This window comes from Kiritimatiellia bacterium, from assembly GCA_018001225.1.
Lineage (GTDB): Bacteria > Verrucomicrobiota > Kiritimatiellia > CAIQIC01 > JAGNIJ01 > JAGNIJ01.
Genome location: JAGNIJ010000022.1, coordinates 22410 through 39886 on the forward strand (window position 1 = coordinate 22410; position 17477 = coordinate 39886).

General features: G+C 67.8%; 18 protein-coding genes. 10 read left to right on the plus strand and 8 right to left on the minus strand.

Translation table 11 applies throughout. The annotated features are described in order from the left end of the window. The first annotated feature begins 32 nt into the window (after nt 1-32). Genes KA248_08755 through mutS form a run of 3 tightly spaced genes read left to right on the plus strand, consistent with a single transcriptional unit; the run spans nt 33 to nt 3523 of the window. Nucleotides 33-647 (plus strand): HNH endonuclease, encoded by a 615-nt coding sequence (locus KA248_08755; GenBank protein MBP7829991.1) that lies wholly within the window; start codon nt 33-35, stop codon nt 645-647. Between the two features lie 20 nt (nt 648-667). Next, nucleotides 668-955 carry a hypothetical protein gene (locus KA248_08760; GenBank protein ID MBP7829992.1) on the plus strand — a complete coding sequence of 96 codons (288 nt, stop codon included), beginning with the start codon at nt 668-670 and terminating at the stop codon, nt 953-955. Between the two features lie 51 nt (nt 956-1006). Then, on the plus strand, nt 1007-3523 hold the full coding sequence (mutS, locus tag KA248_08765) for a DNA mismatch repair protein MutS (protein ID MBP7829993.1): 2517 nt from the start codon (nt 1007-1009) through the stop codon (nt 3521-3523). 356 nt (nt 3524-3879) lie between these two features. On the opposite strand, the gene KA248_08770 is transcribed toward mutS, so the two are convergent. The 7 genes from KA248_08770 to KA248_08800 all read right to left on the minus strand — a co-directional run bounded on the left by KA248_08770 (nt 3880) and on the right by KA248_08800 (nt 11633). After that, nucleotides 3880-4308, minus strand: a complete 429-nt coding sequence (locus KA248_08770; GenBank protein ID MBP7829994.1) for a type II toxin-antitoxin system VapC family toxin — start codon at nt 4306-4308, stop codon at nt 3880-3882. Beyond that, nucleotides 4305-4550, minus strand: coding sequence for a type II toxin-antitoxin system VapB family antitoxin (locus tag KA248_08775; protein ID MBP7829995.1), 246 nt, complete (start codon nt 4548-4550; stop codon nt 4305-4307). Before KA248_08775 ends, KA248_08770 begins: the two co-directional genes overlap by 4 nt. A 90-nt stretch (nt 4551-4640) precedes the next feature. After that, nucleotides 4641-7967, minus strand: coding sequence for a putative selenate reductase subunit YgfK (gene ygfK / locus KA248_08780; GenBank protein ID MBP7829996.1), 3327 nt, complete (start codon nt 7965-7967; stop codon nt 4641-4643). 67 nt (nt 7968-8034) lie between these two features. Next, nucleotides 8035-8595 carry an FHA domain-containing protein gene (locus KA248_08785; protein MBP7829997.1) on the minus strand — a complete coding sequence of 187 codons (561 nt, stop codon included), beginning with the start codon at nt 8593-8595 and terminating at the stop codon, nt 8035-8037. A gap of 60 nt (nt 8596-8655) precedes the next feature. Next, nucleotides 8656-9615: an SDR family oxidoreductase gene (locus KA248_08790; GenBank protein ID MBP7829998.1), complete on the minus strand. Its 960-nt coding sequence runs from the start codon at nt 9613-9615 to the stop codon at nt 8656-8658. 357 nt (nt 9616-9972) lie between these two features. After that, the gene (locus KA248_08795; GenBank protein ID MBP7829999.1) at nt 9973-10875 is read right to left on the minus strand and encodes a decaprenyl-phosphate phosphoribosyltransferase; all 903 of its coding nucleotides are present in this window, start codon (nt 10873-10875) and stop codon (nt 9973-9975) included. Continuing rightward, nucleotides 10872-11633 (minus strand): polyprenol monophosphomannose synthase, encoded by a 762-nt coding sequence (locus tag KA248_08800; protein ID MBP7830000.1) that lies wholly within the window; start codon nt 11631-11633, stop codon nt 10872-10874. The genes KA248_08795 and KA248_08800 overlap by 4 nt, the downstream gene beginning before the upstream one ends. Before the next feature lie 91 nt (nt 11634-11724). On the opposite strand from KA248_08800, the gene def reads away from it, so the two are divergent. The 6 genes from def to KA248_08830 all read left to right on the plus strand — a co-directional run bounded on the left by def (nt 11725) and on the right by KA248_08830 (nt 16001). After that, the gene (def, locus tag KA248_08805) at nt 11725-12291 is read left to right on the plus strand and encodes a peptide deformylase (protein ID MBP7830001.1); all 567 of its coding nucleotides are present in this window, start codon (nt 11725-11727) and stop codon (nt 12289-12291) included. A 178-nt stretch (nt 12292-12469) separates the two neighbouring features. Then, nucleotides 12470-13330: a shikimate dehydrogenase gene (aroE, locus tag KA248_08810; GenBank protein MBP7830002.1), complete on the plus strand. Its 861-nt coding sequence runs from the start codon at nt 12470-12472 to the stop codon at nt 13328-13330. Then, complete coding sequence (locus tag KA248_08815) at nt 13327-14151, plus strand: prepilin peptidase (protein ID MBP7830003.1); 825 nt, start codon at nt 13327-13329, stop codon at nt 14149-14151. The genes aroE and KA248_08815 overlap by 4 nt, the downstream gene beginning before the upstream one ends. Before the next feature lie 151 nt (nt 14152-14302). Next, a complete protein-coding gene (locus KA248_08820) occupies nt 14303-14527 on the plus strand; it encodes a cold-shock protein (GenBank protein ID MBP7830004.1) in 225 nt (74 codons plus the stop codon). A gap of 84 nt (nt 14528-14611) precedes the next feature. Beyond that, a complete protein-coding gene (locus KA248_08825; GenBank protein MBP7830005.1) occupies nt 14612-15139 on the plus strand; it encodes a shikimate kinase in 528 nt (175 codons plus the stop codon). A 67-nt stretch (nt 15140-15206) separates the two neighbouring features. Beyond that, nucleotides 15207-16001, plus strand: a complete 795-nt coding sequence (locus KA248_08830; GenBank protein ID MBP7830006.1) for a tetratricopeptide repeat protein — start codon at nt 15207-15209, stop codon at nt 15999-16001. Here the strand turns inward: KA248_08830 and KA248_08835 are convergent. After that, nucleotides 15961-16668 carry a CpXC domain-containing protein gene (locus tag KA248_08835; protein ID MBP7830007.1) on the minus strand — a complete coding sequence of 236 codons (708 nt, stop codon included), beginning with the start codon at nt 16666-16668 and terminating at the stop codon, nt 15961-15963. The genes KA248_08830 and KA248_08835 overlap by 41 nt on opposite strands. A gap of 159 nt (nt 16669-16827) precedes the next feature. Between KA248_08835 and KA248_08840 the strand changes: the two genes are divergently transcribed. Next, entirely contained in the window at nt 16828-17475 is a 648-nt protein-coding gene (locus tag KA248_08840) for a hypothetical protein (protein ID MBP7830008.1), read from the plus strand. Nucleotides 17476-17477: the final 2 nt, after the last annotated feature.

Sequence of the window (17477 nt, forward strand, 5' to 3'; positions counted from 1 at the left end):
GTGTTATTCAACGCGAAAACGGAATACGGCCCATGTCCATCGAAGCCATGCAGCACCCGGTGCTCGTGCTGAACCGCCTCTGGCAGGCGATCAACGTCTGCACGGCGGACCGCGCGCTCGCCCTGCTCTACACCGGCCACGCGCAGGCCGTGTGCGAGACGCCGCAGGGCTTCGGTACGTACTCGTTCCGAGAATGGTGCGACTTCTCCCCGCCGGCCGACGGCGACGGGGCGCTCCGGACCATCTCCCTGCGCATTCGCATCCCGCGGATCATCCTGCTGCTGTTCTTCGACCGCCTGCCGAACAAGGAGGTCAAGTTCACGCGGCACAACGTCTTCGAGCGCGACCGGAACACCTGCCAGTACTGCGGCAAGCGGTTCGACCGGCGCGACCTGAACATCGACCACGTCGTCCCCCGCCAGGCCGGGGGCCTGACGCAGTGGACCAACGTCGTCTGCAGTTGCGTGGACTGCAACCGCCGCAAGGCGAACCGGACGCCCGAGCAGGCCGGCATGCGGCTGATCCGCAAGCCGAAGAAGCCGCGCTGGCGCCCGTTCGTGGAAATCCAGTTCGTCCGCACCGCGGACCACAGCTGGCGGCATTTCCTGGATTTGGCGTACTGGAACGTGGAACTGGGCGAGGACTAGCCCGAGCGAAGGAGACCACCGTGGCCAGCGAAGAAGAAACCAACCTTTACGGCGTGGAACCCGGGTGCCCCACGCACGGGGACGAGAAGATGCGCGAGTGCAGCATGTGCGGGGCCGAGTACTGCCGCGCTTGCCATCCCCGCGCCACCGTCTGCCCCGACTGCGCCGAGCCCTCCGACGACGAGGAGGAAGAGGAGGAGGCCGATTTCGAGGACGTCAACGACCTTGGCGAGGTCCTCGACGGCGATGAGGACGAAGAAGAGGAAGGGGACGACTTCCGCGGCGGGAACAAGGACCGGGAGTATTAATTCCTTCCGGAACGCCGGGGCCGGCGCCGCCCGGGGGCGGAAAGCGCGACCATGACCGATGCCGCCACCCCGATGATGAGCCAGTACCGGCGGATCCGGCGGGACCTGCCGCCGGACGCGATCCTGTTCTTCCGGCTCGGAGATTTCTACGAGATGTTCTTCGAGGACGCGAAGGACGCCTCCGTCCTCCTCGATATCGCCCTGACCAAGCGCCAGGGCGTCCCTATGTGCGGCGTGCCCTACCATGCCGCGGACCTCTACCTCGCCAAGCTCATCCGCGCCGGCCGCAAGGTCGCCATCTGCGACCAGGTCGAGGATCCCGCCGCCGCCCGCGGCATCGTCCAGCGCGAGGTCACCCGCATCGTCACGCCGGGCACCGTCCTCGAGGAAAACGTCCTCGAGTCCGCCCGGCACAATTACCTCGCCGGCGTCGGCCTGGCCGGCGATCGCGTCGGCGTCGCCCTGCTCGACCTCTCCACGGGCTCGTTTACCATCGAGGAGCACGCCGACCCCGCCGCCCTGCGCGACCCGCTCGCCCAGGCCGCGCCCTCGGAGTGCATCGTCCCGGAAGCGGCGAAGGACGACCCCCGCGTCCGCGCCGTCCTCGAGGCCTGCGGACAGACCCTCGTGACGCCGTACGAGGACTGGACCTTCGAGCCCGCCTCCGCCACGGAGCTGCTGACCCGCCATTTCGAGGTCCACTCGCTCGCCGGGTTCGGCTGCGATGACCGGCCCACGGCCGTCGGCGCGGCCGGGGCGGTCCTGCACTACGTCGTCCACGAACTGCGCCGCCAGGTCGGCCATATCCGGCAACTGCGCCTGCGCAACCCGGCGGAGTTCATGGTCCTCGACGAATCCACGGCGGCCAACCTCGACCTCGTCGCCTCCCGCGGCCCGGCCCGCGCCGGCGTCGCGACCACCCTGCTGCGCGTCCTGGATTCCACGCGCACCCCGATGGGCGCGCGAATGCTCCGTGAGTGGGTGCTGCGCCCGCTGACGGACCTCGGCCGGATCGTCGAGCGGCACGACGCCGTGGAGGCCCTGTTCCGCGACCGGCCGCGCCTGGCCGACCTGCGCGAGCGGCTGGGCCGCGTCCGCGACCTGGAGCGGCTGATCGCCCGGCTCGGCGCCGGCGCGGGGAACGCCCGCGACATGGTCGCGCTCGGCGGATCCCTCGCCGAGCTGCCCGGCCTGCGCGACGTGCTCGCCGGCGCGCCCGCCGGGCCGCTGCCCGACCTCGCGAAGAACATCCGCCCCCTGCCCGACCTCGTGGCCTTGATCGCCCGCGCGATCGTCGACGAGCCGCCCGCCGTGATCAAGGACGGCGGCCTTTTCCGGAAGGGCTATCACCCGGAGCTCGACGAACTGCGCGCCGCCGCCACCGAGGGCCGCCAGTGGCTCGCCGACTTCCAGGCCGCCGAGCAGCAGCGCACGGGCATCAAGTCGCTCAAGGTGCGCCACAACAAGGTGTTCGGCTACTACATCGAGATCACCAAGAGCAACCTCGACGCCGTGCCGGCGGACTATATCCGCAAGCAGACCATCGTCAACGCGGAGCGGTTCATCACGCCGCAGCTCAAGGAGTACGAGAACAAGATCCTCGGCGCGCAGGAGCGCGCCCTGGCGCTCGAGCTGGAGTTGTTCGCCGAGCTGCGCGCGGCCGTGGTCAAGGAGACCGCGGCGGTCCAGCAGTCCGCCGAGGCGCTGGCCGCGGCGGACGTCCTGTCCTCGCTCGCCGAGCGCGCGCTGGCCCTGGGCTATGTCCGCCCGGCGATGAACGGCGGCGACGCGCTGAAGATCCGCGAGGGGCGCCACCCGGTGATCGAGCAGATGCCCGAGTCCGAGCGGTTCGTGCCGAACGACACCGAGATGGACGGGACGAGCAACCAGCTCATCATCATCACCGGCCCGAACATGGCGGGCAAGTCGACCTACATCCGGCAGGTCGCGCTGATCGTCATCATGGCGCAGGTCGGGTCGTTTGTCCCGGCCTCGTCGGCGGAGCTCGGCGTGGTGGACCGCGTGTTCACCCGGGTCGGCGCCAGCGACGACCTCGCGCGCGGCCGCAGCACGTTCATGGTCGAGATGCAGGAGACGGCGAACATCCTGAACAACGCCACGCCGCGCAGCCTGATCGTACTCGACGAGATCGGGCGGGGCACGAGCACGTTCGACGGCATCAGCATCGCGTGGGCCGTCGCGGAGCATCTCCACAACCACGCGCCCGTGAAGGCCAAGACGCTCTTCGCCACGCACTACCACGAGCTGACCGACCTCGCGCTGACCATGCCGGGCGTGAAGAACTACAACGTCCTCGTGCGCGAGCGCGGGGAAAAGATCGCGTTCTTGCGCCGGATCGTGCCCGGCGCCGCGGACAAGAGTTACGGGATCGCGGTGGGCCGGCTCGCCGGCCTGCCCGCGGCCGTCGTCGATCGCGCGCGGGAAATCCTGGCCAACCTCGAAGAGGGCGAATTCGGCGAGGGCGGCCAGCCCAAGCTCGCCCGGCACGGCGGCAGCCGCAAGCGCCTCCGCGACCCGAACCAGATGTCGCTGTTCGGGCAGGAGTGATACCATGTACGGGTGAGAGGCGGTACGAACGGCGTCGCAGAGCTCCGCCCTCCAGTTGCAGGAATCATGGAGGGGCGAACTCCTGCGAGCCCAAAAATCCACCCGCCTTCACCCGGATTTGGTCAAGGACGCGCCCCTATCTTCAGGCCAGCAAAGCCTCCGGCGGTGGCCGGAACGCTCAAGGGATGAAACTTTGATGACTGCGCAAGGCCCGTGCGGTGCTTGCCGGACATAGAAAGGGGAGCATGTCATCCCGAGCGCAGCGAGGGATCTCTGCGCGGCCCAACAAGTCGGAGATCCCTCACTTCGTTCGGGATGACAGCCACCCTCATAATCATCAAGCCGGCATTGAAGTTTCAGGCCAGGGGGTTGCGCCAGCGCAGGCCGGGGAAGCGCGAAAAATCCGAATCGGTGGAGACCAGGTCGCAGTCATGCTCCACGGCCAGCGCCGCGAGGTGCGCGTCCATCACAAGATTGGCCGTGGCCTGGCCGCCGGTCAGCATCGCCTGGAACACCGTCCAGTGCCGCTCCGTGGCGTGGACGATCCGCGCGCACGGTTGATCGATCCAGCTTTGGACGCGGGCCAGCGCCTGGTCCAGCGAAAGCGGATGTTCAAAGACCCGGGGATTGGTGCCGATACGCAGGAAGGCATTGAGCACTTCCCAGCAGAAACACACGGGGGCGGGGCCGGACAACTGCGCGTCCCACCAGGCGCGGGCGGCGACGTGATGCGGGCTCAATTCGTCTTCGGCGTACAAAAGGAGGTTGGCATCCACGAGGATCATCGGTGCGCCTCGCCCTCGACCAGCGCGAGCAGCTCCTGGATATTGTCCAGGTTCCTCCCGGCCTTCAGACCCATTTTGCAGGGATGGGTTTCGTACGGCCGGACCCGCGCCGGCTCCTCGACCGTGCGCAACCCGGCGCGCAGGGCCTCGTTGACCACTCTCTTAAAAGGAGTTTTCAGCCTGTCCGCGACCGCCCTGGCGCGATCCAGCACGTCGTCCTCTATGTTCAGGGTCGTCCTCATAAAGACATCATAGCATCATTAAATATGATGTCAAATCATTAACTGCAAAAAACACAGTATCTACATTGGGAAGCAGAGATCTGAAGCTGGTCAGTTCGCCACGGGCAGCGCGGGCTGTGACGTGGTCAGGCCGTCGAGCAGGACCGCCATCTTCGCGCAGAAGTCGAGGCCCAGGACGTCGCCGTCGGCCGCGCCAGCGGCCGAGGCCTCGCGCACCGAGAAGTCGGACCCCAGCTTCACGCGCCAGCCCGGCGTGGTGTAGCGGAGTTCTTCGCCGGCGGTCACGAGTTCGTGGGTCTGGCCGGCCTTGCGGCCGCGTATGCCCATGTGCCCGTTGGAGCGGAAGATCATGAACGCGTTGTCCTGCTCCGCGTCGAACTCCTTGCGGCGCAGGTACAGGCGGGGCTTCTGCTTGTACGGCGCGCCCGCGGTCGGGCAGAAGGTCTCGCAGTTGCCGCACTCGTTGCAGAAGTCCGTCAGGACGGCGACCTGGAACGGCTGGTCCACGCGGACCGTCGTGCCGGGCGAGGCGACGCCCTGGCCGCCGCGCGCCGTGAGGTCGGCCAGGCGCCGCTCGAACGCCTTGACCTTGTACGTCAGGATCGCGCGGTTCGGGCACACGCTGACGCAGATACTGCAGTAGGTATGGCAGTCCAGGCAGCGCGAGGCCTCGCGCTTCGCCTCCTCCTCGGAGAGCGTAAGCTGGACTTCCTCGAAGTTGAACCGGTCCGACGGGTCGCGGTGCGGCAGGTGCACTCGGTACTCGCGGCGCGCCTTGCGCCGGATGAGGTCGGTCTCGTTCACCGCCGGCCACGCGGCGCGGCGCTCCTCGATGGTCTCTTCCTTGCGCCGGATGGCCTCGGCGATCTTGCGGCCGTCGCCCATGGCCATGACGATGGATTCCGGGCCGTCGCCCACGACGTCCCCGCCGGCGTACAGGCCGGGCACGGACGTCTCCATGGTGACGCGGTCCACCTTGAGATAGCCGGACTTGTTGCGCTCGACCGGCTCGCCTTCGAGGAACTTCAGCGCGGGCTCCTGGCTGATCGCGACGATCAGGTTGTCGAGCGGGAGCTGGAAGTCGGAGCCGGGGATGTCCACCGGGCGGCGCCGGCCGGACTCGTCCTTGTCGCCCAGCTTCATCCGCCGGACCTCGAGGGCGGTCATTTTCCCGTCCTTCGCGATGACGCGGAGGGGCTTGACCAGCTCCATGATCTCGATGCCCTCCTCGATCACGCCGGCGATTTCCTCGGGGGCGGCGGGCATCTCGGCGATGGTGCGCCGGTAGACGATGGTGACCTTGGCCCCGGTCAGCCGCCACGCGCTGCGCGCGCAGTCCATGGCCACGTCGCCGCCGCCGATGACGCCGATGCGCTTCCCGAGCGGCGGCGGGTGCCCCTCGCGCGCGTCGCGCAGGAACTGCAGCGCGTCCAGCACGCCGGCGCTGGTTTCGCCCTCGACGCCCAGGGTCTTGCCCTTCTGGGCGCCCACGCCGAGCGCGATGTAGCGGTATCCCTGCTTCCGCAGGTCGGCCAGCGTGAAGTCGCGGCCGGCCTCCTGGCCGAACCGGAACTCGACGCCGAGCTTGCGGATGACGTTCAGGTCCTGCTCGATCACCTTGTCCGTCGCGCGGTACGCGGGGATCGTGCCGGAGACCATGCCGCCGACGTACGGCCGGGCCTCGAAGACCGTGACCCGGTAGCCGGCCTGGCCGAGGAAGTAGGCGGTCGACAGGCCCATCGGCCCGCCGCCGACCACGGCGACCCGGATGTCGCGCGCGGGCGCCTGCGGCCGGTAGTGCGGTTTCACCTCGTGGTCCATGATGAACCGCTTCATCTCGCGGATGGCCAGCGGGTCGTCGTAGTGCGTGCGGATGCAGGTGTTCTCGCAGAGGTGGTTGCACGCGCGGCCGAGGACGGACGGCAGGGGGTTGTCCAGCCGCGTGATCTCGACCGCCTCGTCCACCCGCCCCTCGCGCACGAGGGTCATGTACTGCGGGACTTTCTGGTTGATCGGGCACTCGTCCGTGCACGGGGCCTCGATGCAGTCGAACAGGTCCAGTTCGCGGACGGTCTTCGTGCGCGAGGTGTCGAACCGGTCCTTGCGGTAGCGCGGGTCCTTGAGGACGGCCGCCGCGTAGCGCTCGAGGTTGGCCAGCGCGCCGGCCTCGCCGGCGGCCCCGCCGGACTTCTTCGCGATGAGGCCGGCGATATCCTTCGCGCCCGCGTCCCGGACCGCGTCCCGGACGTGGTCCAGGTACTGGACGATGCGCAGGTAGCCGCCGGACTTGAGAATGTCGGAGCAGACGGTGATCGTCCGCATGCCCGCCGCGAGCAGGTCGGCGACGTTGAACGCGTCCGCGCCGGCGGAGAAGGACATCATCAGCTTGCCCCCGAACTCCCGGCCCAGCTTGGCCGCGAGGTTGGTCGTGACCGCGTGCAGGGCGCGGCCGGACATGTACATCATCTTCTCCTTCGCGGGGAAGACCGGGCGCCAGTTTTCGACCTCGAGCGTGTTGGAGAGCTTCACGCCGAACTGGAGGTTCCGCGCGCGGGCGGTCTCGCCGAGGCGGCGCAGCATGGGCACGGCGTCGGCGTACTTCAGGTCGTGCTCGAAGGCGATGTCCGGCACGGTGACGTCGCGGAAGCCGAGGTCCTGGTTCAGGATGCGGCGCAGGTCGGCCGGGCCGATCAGCGTCGGGTTGCACTTGACGCTCGTGTGCAGGCCCCAGGTTTCGAGGAGATATTTCGAGATCTGCTCGATCTCGCCCGGCGGGCAGCCGTGCATCGTGGACAGGGTGACGTTGTCCGACATCCGCGCGGGGATGTGGAGCGAGCGGACGGCCGGGTCGCGGCGCGCGACGATGTCGAGGTCGCGGGCCAGGTCCTCGCCCGCGTCGTGCATCTTCTCGAGGTACCACTGCATGTTGGGCTTCTGCAGCCCCTCGAGGTTGTAGCCGACGCTCATGTTGAAGACGATGCCGGGCTCCTTCCCGGGCAGGCCCAGCTTGTGGTGGAGCAGGTGGATCAGTATCCAGGCCCGCAGGTACTCCTCGAACGACTCGTGGACCTTCAACTCCTGCGACCACTCGCAGTTGTAGCCCTCGTCCTGCATATCGATGCACGGCTTGGAAATATCGAGCTCGTCGAGCGTCTGGACGGTCTTGAGCTCGATGAACCGCGCGCCGCAGAGCCAGGCGATGATGATGTTCTGGGCCATCTGCGAGTGCGGGCCGGCGGCGACGCCGAAGGGCGTCTCGAGGGTCTTGCCGTAGACCGAGGCGCGGAAGGGATCGTCCGGCCGCGGCTGGAAGAACAGCGCGCGCGGGATGCCGAAGATGGAATTCGAGCCCTCCAGCTCGTCCAGGATCCAGCGGGCCAGTTGCTCCGTCGTGAGGGGTTGGAACTTGTCGGACATGGTCTCTCCTCCGGTCTATGTTTGCACAACACTTTCGAAAAGCCGGCCGACGGCGGAAGGCCGGATGCTATGGCGCGGGCTTGCGGATGACGACCTTGAAGGGCGTGCCGGTCTTGGGCGCCGCCGGCTTCTTGACCACGGTCTTGGGCGCCGCGGTCTTTTCGGCCGGTGGCGCGGGAACCGCCGGCTGGGCGGCCGGGGTGACCGGCGCCGGCGCGCCATCCGGGGCCGGGGCGGCGGGGGTCGCGATGTCTTCCACGATCTCGTGCAGGATGGTGCTGTACCCCTTGCCGTCCGCCATCGCCTGTTGCATTTCCTTCAAGGCGTCGTCCGTCTGCGGGCCGGGCTCCTGCTCGAAGAGGAACGCCGTGGAGCCCACGCGTATGCGGTCGCCGGGATTGAGCTTCACCATTTCCACGCGCTGGCCATTCACCGACGTGCCGTTCCGGGACTTGAGATCCTTGATGAAGAACTCGCCGTCCCACAGTCGGATGCCGCAGTGGACCCGGGAAACCTTTTCGTCCAGCACGACCACGTCGGCCTCCGGGCTGCGCCCGATGGTGATGGGCCGGTCGCCCAGCTCGAACTCCATCTGGGTCCCGTCCTTCTTGGCGTAGCGCAGGCGCATGGTCTTCGTCCCGTTGACTGGGGCGTATCCTAGGCCAAACGGCCGCCGGGAGGCAAGCCGCTAAATCAGGCCCTTGGCGAGCAGGTCGCGGAAATACTCGATGGTCAGGGCGAGACCCTGGTCCAGGTTCGTCTTCGGTTCCCAGCCCAGCACGGCGCGCGCCTTGCGGATGTCCGGCTGGCGAATCTTGGGATCGTCCTCCGGCAGCGGCTTGAAGACGATCGGAGAGTCCGCGCCGCACAGGGCGCGGATCTTTTCGGCGAAGTCCAGCACGGTCATCTCGCTCGGGTTGCCGATATTGACGGGCTCGTGGCAATCGCTCATCGCCAGCTTGCAGATCCCGTCGATCAGGTCCGAGACATAGCAGAAGCTGCGCGTCTGCCGGCCGCTGCCGAAGACCGTGATCGGTTCGCCCTTGAGGGCCTCGGTGATGAACGCCGGCACGACGCGCCCGTCGCGCGGCCGCATGCGGGGGCCGTAGGTGTTGAAGATGCGGACGATCCGCGTGTCCACGCCGTGGAAGCGGTGGTAGGCCATGGTCATGGCCTCGGCGAACCGCTTGGCCTCGTCGTACACGCCGCGGGGGCCGATCGGGTTGACGTTGCCCCAGTAGGTCTCGGGCTGCGGATGGACCAGCGGATCGCCGTAGACCTCCGAGGTGGAGGCCAGGAGGAACCTTGAGCCCTTGGCCCGCGCCAGGCCCAGTGTCTTGTGCGTGCCCAGGGCGCCGACCTTCAGCGTCTGGATCGGCAATTCCAGGTAATCGATGGGGCTGGCGGGCGAGGCGAAGTGGAAGATAAAGTTCACCGGCCCCGGCACGTCGATGTATTCGGTGACGTTGTGCCGGATGAACTGGAAATCCTCACGCCCCTCGAGGTGCGCGATGTTGGCCAGGTTGCCGGTGATCAGGTTATCCATCGCGATCACGCGGTGCCCCTGGCCGAGCAGCCGGTCGCAGAGGTGGGAGCCGAGGAACCCGGCGCCCCCCGTGACGAGCGTGACTGGCTTGCTTTCCGGCATGACGGCAGCACACGCTAGCGGCACCCGTGCCGCCCGTCAAACGGAATCCTCGATTCCCCGGCGCATCCCTGCATGATGATGAGGCCCCCTTTTCAGTCCCGAGGGGAACGGTCGGCGGCCGGACCGGTGCGCCGGGCTTTCGGGGTCCGCGGCCGGTCTCCCGATCGCTTCCGCCGCCCGTATGCCTCGCAGTTTATAAAGTGTGAGCCTTGTGTTTTGAGGGCGAGGAACATCGATTTCATTGGGAAATCCGCGCGTGAGAACCCGAAAGGCCTCGCTGTTTATAAACTGCGAGGCATAGGCCCTGACCCTCATCGGAGGAATGCACAGGGGAGGGAAGCCCGGCCCAGCGGCGCCTCAAGGCCGCCCATAAAGCAGAATCCCGAGAACCGTCAGGCCGTATAAGGCCAGGTCCACCAGCAGGGGAACGTCCGTCAGCAGGATCTGCTCCGGCCGGTCGCCCTTCTCGTGGCGGTAGACGATGTCCAGGTAGCGGAACAGGCCGAAGATCACGAACGGGATCGTCAGGCCCAGCTTCGCCGTGCCGAATTTCAGCACCGTGTCCGGCCATAACGTGTACAGCGCGTAGCAGACCAGCGTCGCGGCGCTGACGATGGCGATCAGCTGGTCCAGCAGCCGCTCGTCGTACTGGCCCATGCTCTCGCGCGTCGCGCCCGCCACGTCGTTCAGCACGACCTTCTCGTGCCGCCGCTTGCACAGCGCGAGGAACAGCGCCAGCAGCAGCGTGCACAGCAGCAGCCAGGGCGAGATCGTCGCCCGCACCGCCACCGCCCCCGCCAGCGCCCGCAGCACGAACCCCGCCGCGATCACGAAGATGTCCACCAGCGCGATCCTCTTCAGCGCCAGCGTGTACACGATCTGCAAGACCACGTAGCCGCCGATGACCGTCAGCAGGTCCCGCGAGACCATCCAGGCGCCCGCCAGCGCCGCCGCCAGCAGCAGGACGGCCAACCCTAGCGCCGCGGGCACCGGCAGCTCGCCCGCCGCGATCGGCCGGAGCCGCTTCTTCGGATGCACCCGGTCCTGCGGCAGGTCCTTGATGTCGTTCAGCAGGTACACCGCGCTGGACGCCAGGCAGAACAGCAGCGCCGCCTCGATGGCCAACCAGATCGCGGCGGCCCCGACCCCCTGTTGCCGGTCCCCCAGCGCGAAGACGAAGGCCGCCAGGACAACCGCGTTCTTCGTCCACTGCTTCGGCCGCATCGCGCGGACTGCGCTCCACATGAGCTTCGCGCTCATGAGGCCGCCCCGGCCGCGACGCTGCGCGGATGAACCGGCCCCGGCCGTCGCTTCAACCCGTTGCGAAGAAATATTTTCCACACGAGCCAGAGGGCCTCCCCCACGATCCCGCCGCTCATCTTCGATTGCCCCGACCGGCGCTCCTCGAACACGATCGGGGTCTCCACGATCTTGAATCCCCGCCGCCAGGCCTGGTGCGTCATCTCGATCTGGAACGAGTAGCCGTTGGACTTGATGTCGTCCAGCGGGATGGTCTCCAGCACGGCCCGCCGGTAGCACTTGAACCCGCCCGTCGGATCCATGAACGGCATCCCCGTGATGATCCGGACGTACAGCGCCGCGCTTTTGCTCAACATCAGCCGGCTCAACGGCCAGTTGATCACCCGGATGCCCCCGACGAAGCGCGACCCCAGCACGAGGTCCGCCCCCCCGGCGGCCTCCAGCAGGCGCGGCAGGTCGTTCGGGTTATGGGAAAAATCGGCGTCCATCTCGAACAGGAACTGGTAGTGCCGCTCCAGGCCCCACCGGAACCCCGCCAGGTACGCCCGGCCCAGCCCCTGCTTGCGCTCCCGGTGCAGGACATGAATCCGCGGATCGCCCGCCGCCATTTCGTCGGCCATGCGGCCCGTGCCGTCCGGCGAGTTGTCGTCCACGAACAGCAGGTCCGCCGAGGGACAGGCCCGGCCCACGGCCGCCGCGATCTCGCGGATGTTCTCCTTCTCGTTGTACGTCGGAATGACGACGAGCGCCTCGTTCATCGTGCCGTCAATGTAGGACACTCCCCCCGGGTCGGCAAGCTTAAGCCGTTGAAATCCGCCCGGGAATGCGTATGGTGAGGCAGGAACGCGCGTGAAGAAACCGATCCATACCTACGGCGACGCCGTGCTGCGCAAGAAGGCGCGGCCGGTGGAAATAGTGGACGAGTCCGTCCGCGCCCTGGTCCGCGACATGATTGAGACCATGCGCGGGGAGCGCGGCGTCGGCCTCGCCGCCGAGCAGGTCGGCGCGGACGTCGCCGTCTGCGTCATCGAGGTGCCCCCGGAACTGGACCGCGACGACAAAGGGATGTTCTACAACCCCGGCGCCACCATGCCCCTCGCGCTCATCAACCCGAAGATCGTCGCCGCCTCGCGCGAAACCGAGACCGCCGAGGAGGGCTGCTTGAGCTTCCCCGGTATCTACGCGCCCATCGAGCGGCCCGTCGAAGTCACCGTCGAATACCTTGACCTCCAGGGCAAGTCCCGGGCACAGACCTTCCGCAAATTCGTCGCGCGCGCCGTCCAGCATGAGATGGACCACCTCGCCGGAGTCCTCTTCGTCGACCGCATGTCCGCCCTGAAGAAGATCGCCCTCTCCGGCCAGCTCAAGCGCCTCAAGCGCGAGACGAAGGAAGCGCTGGCCGGAGCCGAAGGATAGGTGGCCCGCGCGCTCCATCGCAGGCGGACTTTTCCAATCATTGGAAAAAGTGCTGTCCATTTTTTCCAAACATTGGAAAAATGGCGGCGAGATTTTCCAATCATTGGAAAAACAGGGGCCCTAAGTTTCCAATGATTGGAAAACCCGAACACTGAACACCGAACACCGAAACCTCCCCATGGACATCACCGGCCACACGAAGCTCTACGCGGTTCTCGGCCACCCGGTCGCGCATACGCTGTCCCCGGCGATGCACAACGCCGCGTTCGCCGCGCTGGGGCTCGACGCGGTCTACGTCGCCCTCGACGTGACGCCGGACAAGCTGCCCGGCGCGCTGGCCGCGCTCTCGGACCTGGGCTTCGGCGGGCTGAACGTCACCGTGCCGCTGAAGGAAGTCGCCGGCCGCGCGCTGCCGAACCTCGACGAGTCCGCCCGCCTGATGGGCGCGGTGAACACCGTCCAGTTCACGCCGGCCGGCCCGGTCGGGCATAACACCGACGGCGCGGGGTTCCTGCGCGCCGTCGAGGAATCCTTCGGCGCGCCCGTCGCGGGCCGCTCGATGTTCCTCCTCGGCTGCGGCGGCGCGGGCCGGGCCGTCGCGCTCGCCTCGGCCGGCGCCGGGGTCACGAAGTTCGCGCTGGCCGACCTTGACGCGGCGCGCGTCCGGAAACTGGCCATGGAACTGGAAACGCAATTCCTGGTGTCCGAGGCATGCGTGATCGAGTCGGCGGGCGCGATCCCGGAGGCCGCGCGCGCGGCGGACCTCGTCGTGCAGGCGACGCCCGCGGGGCTGAAGGCGGGCGACGCCTCGCCGCTCGGCGCGAAGGCGTTCCGCCCCGGGCAGTGGGCGTTCGACCTCGTCTACGGTGCGCCGGAGACGCCCTTCATGCGCGAGGCCAGCAAGGGCGGGGCGAAGGCGGCGAACGGGCTGGGCATGCTGCTGCACCAGGGCGCGAAGGCGTTCGAGATCTGGACCGGCCGCGCCGCGCCGGTGGACGTCATGCGGCGGGCGCTCGAGCAGAAGGTGTACGGCGCATGAGCGACCTCCCGCCGCTCCTTTATGGGTACCTGACGTTCCTCGTGTTTGCCTTCGGCGCGTGCGTCGGCAGCTTCCTGAACGTCGGCATCTACCGCATCCCGCGGGAGGAATCCGTGATCGCGCCACGCTCGCACTGCCCGCGCTGCGGAAAGATGATCGCGTGGTACGACAACATCCCGCTCGTCAGCTGGCTGGTCCTGCGCGCGCGCTGCCGGCAGTGCGGGGAAAAGATATCGATCCGCTATTTTCTCGTGGAATTATTGACGGCGGTTCTCTTTCTATGGGTGTGGCGGGAATACGGCGTGGATCCGCGCACGCCGGTATACCTGTTGATCATGGCGGGCCTGGTCCTCGGGACGTTCGTGGACCTGGAGCACCTGATCATCCCGGACCGCGTATCCCTGGGCGGGATCGCGGCGGGACTGATATTGAGTCCGCTCGTGCCCTCGCTGCACGGCGTGACCGGCGCGCTGGCCGGGTTCCGGATGGCGCTGATCGGGCTTGCGGCGGGCGCCGGGGTGTTGTGGCTCGTGGGCGTGCTGGGCAAGCTGGCGTTCAAGAAGGACGCCATGGGGCTGGGCGACGTCAAGCTGCTCGGCGGGCTGGGCGCGCTGCTGGGCTGGCAGGCGGTGGTGTTCATCATCATGGCCTCGTCGCTGGTCGGCTCGCTCGTGGGCGTGGGCATGATCGTCGGCGGGCACAAGGAGTGGCAGAGCCGCGTGCCGTACGGGCCGTACCTCGCGGTGGCCGCCGGGGTGTGGATCCTCTGGGGCTTCCGCTGGTGGGCGGCGTACCTCGCGTGGCTGCGGCCGCCGATGTGACGGCGCCGGTCGTTTTCGCGGGGCGAGGGCGCCCCGCCTCCATCGGCGACCGGGTGGATCGTCACTTCGGCAACCGATCAAACATTTCTCTTGTGTTCCAAAAAAGGGACGGCACAATGCGCGCTTCAGCAACGTGGAGGAAGTAATCGCTATGGCTACCGGTATTGTGAAGTGGTTCAACGAGAAAAAAGGGTACGGGTTCATCATTCCGGATGGAACGAACCAGGACGTGTTTGTCCACTACTCCGCCATCATGTCGGAGGGGTTCAAGACATTGAACGAAGGGGACAAGGTTCAGTTCGAGATCTTCCAGGACGCCAAGGGTGCCCGGGCTCGCGATGTCACCCTGGTGAGCGCCGCCGTTCCCGCCCCGTAAGGGCGACCTTTTCGTGCCGCTGTTGTTCCGTCGACGAAACCCCGGAAGCTCCCGGGGTTTCTTCGGCCTTTACCCGGACGCGAGATGAAACACGCCAACCTGGTCCTCGTCGGGTTCATGGGCACCGGCAAGTCCGTGACGGGTCGCCGACTGGCGGCGCGTCTCGGGCGCCGGTTCGTGGACATGGACGCCGTGATCGAGGAACGGGCGGGGCGGACGGTCCCCGAGATCTTCGCCCGGGACGGGGAGGCCCGTTTCCGCGAATGGGAGCGTGCGCTGGTTGGTGAATTGGCCGCCCGGCAGGACCTGGTGATCGCCGCCGGCGGCGGCGTGGTGCTCCATCCCGAAAACGTGCGCGATTTCGAGCGGACCGGGTTCGTGGTCTGCTTATCCGCCGCTCCGGAAGCGATCCTGAAGCGGGTGGGGCACCACCGGAACCGACCGCTTCTCGAAGGCGCGGACAAGGAGCGGCGCGTGAAGGAATTGCTCGAAAAACGGCGTCCCCTGTACGAGGCGATCGCCCTCCAGGTGGATACGACCGGCCTCACGCCCGACGAGGCGGCCTCGCGGATCCTGGCGCTTTGCGAAGAGAAGCCCGATCCGGCCCCGTAATCTGCTGTTGCGTTTTGGCGGGGCAGAGGGTAAACACGCGGGGTTTTCCAACGGAGAGGACACGGCCATGGCGGAAGAAAAAGCAGCAGTGGAACCCGGCGCGGAAGCGCCCGCCCCTCAAACGGAAGCCGACCGGCTTCGTTCGCTGTGGAAAGAGTACGGGCAGCCGGCCCTGATCGGCCTGGCGCTCGCGGCGGCCTTCCTCCTGGGGTTCGGGGCGTACCGCGCCTACCGCCAGAACAACGTGCTCAAGGCGGCGCAACTGCTGGCCCGCGCAGGCTCGGTCGAGCAGCTTCAGCAGGTGGTCAGCCAGTATCCCTCGACGCCGTCCGCGCCGCTGGCGATGCTGACGCTGGCCGCGCGCCAGTTCGACGGGGGGCAGATTGAACTGGCCCAGTACAGCTACGCGCAATTCGAGCAGAAATTTCCCAAGCATCCGATGAAGACGGCGGCCGAACTGGGCCGGGCCCAATGCCTGGAGGCGATGGGCAGCCTGGAGCAGGCGGAACAGGCGTACGACGCTTTTGTGGCGGCCCACCCGGACGACTACCTGGCGCCGCTGGCGAAGCTCGGCAAGGCCCGCGCGCTGGCCCAGGGGAACCGCCTGGAGGACGCCCGGGCCGCGTACGAGGATTTCATTGCGGCCCATCCCGAGAGCGGCTGGCTCCCGATGGCGGAGAACGCCCTGGAGCAGGTCAATCGGCAGATCCGGGCGGGCCCGGCCGCGGCCCCGGCGGCGGCGCCGGCCGTGACGATTCCCGACCTGTCCACGGCGGTGACCATCCCCGCTGCGCCTGAAGGCGCGACGCCCGCGCCGGCCGTCACGATTCCGGAGACGCCGGCTCCCGCCCCAGCTCCTTGAGCAGCAGCGCCCGCGCGCTGATGCGCGGCCCCGGGAACAGCTCCAGCAGGCGCGGGGTCTGCTCGTCGTGGTCGAACATCTCCGCCATCGTGGCATACACGCTCCGGTCGTACTTCAGCATGGCCTCCAGCTTGCGCGTGGCCACGTCCTGCACCACGAAGCAGAGGGTTTCCTCGTTGGAATCCTCGGCGCTGAAGAGCAGGGCCTTTTTTGCGGGATCCAGGCGCTCGGCGTTGCGCGTGTAAAGGAGGTGTTTCAGGTACTCGATGATCCGTTCGTTGAGGCCGGCCTCCAGCAGGAAAATGCGCTCCACCAGCTCGACGCGGTTGAACACCAGGCCGATGCCCGGGGGCCGGATGTCGGCGGGGAGAAGGCCCTCTAGCCGGACCAGCAGCTCGGCGAACTGCCGCTCGCCGGCGGACAGGTCTTCGTCGGCCAGCGGGATGAGGTAGATCATGATGCGGCGCGCCGGGTCGTGGTACAGCAGGGGCTTGTCCACGCGGAAGGAAAGCCCGCATTCGCCGCAGCGCACCACGTTGATGGCGTTGGCCATCAGCTTTTGCCGCAGGTCCGGGTCGGTCTTGACGTTGACGGACTCGTAGAGCGCCGCCGCCTGCTCGTGCCGGCAGCGGGGACAGCGGATGGGATATGTCTTGGCCTCGGACATTTCAGGTTCAGGCGGTGGAGGGTACCCGGCGGCCTGCGGCGCGTCAACCCGCCCGCCCGGAAACTCCCCTCTTGAAACGTTTTGGGCGGCCGTGCTACCGTCCGTCCGCCATGTGTTGCCCGCCGGATTCACGGCGGGGCCGGGCGAACAGGAGTCCGTATGAGTTTGTTGGATGGTTTGAAGCGTTTGTTCGGAGCGAAAAGCGGCGCGGGACGGGTCTATATCCTGGATGCCGGGTCGCTGCACGGTTCGGCGCGTCCCGGGGATCGGTTGAGCCCGCGCGACCAAGTGCAGGTCCTGCAGCAGCTCTCGCGCTTCGTGGAGCGGGAGAAGATTCAGGCCCAGGCCGTTTTCGAGGGCCGGCCCCTGCGCGAGGTCGCCGAGGGGGAGAACTTTGGCCCTGTCCAGGTCTTCTTCGTGGAAAACGGCGCCGCGCTGCCCGACCGGATACTCGACCTTTTCCGGCGCGCGGGCGCCGGGCGGTCGGTTGTGGTCTCCGCCCATCCCGAGGTGGAGAAGCGGGTTTCCGAACAGGGCGGCTCCCTGATCCGGCCCGGAACCTTCCGCCGGGCGTTCGATAACGGCGGGGGCGGCGGTCGTCCGGAGGGCGGCGGCGGGGGCGGTGACCACCGCATGAATTCCCGGCGTCGTCGCCGTCCGCGCGGCGGCGGGGGTGGCGGGGGCGGTCGCGGACGCCCGGAAGGCGGCGGGAACGGCGGCGGAGAGGCGGCCCCTCCGGCCCAGTCCGGCGGCGCGCCGGCCCAGCCCAAGGATTCCGTGCGGGACCTGATCGACCTCGTCGAGTAGCT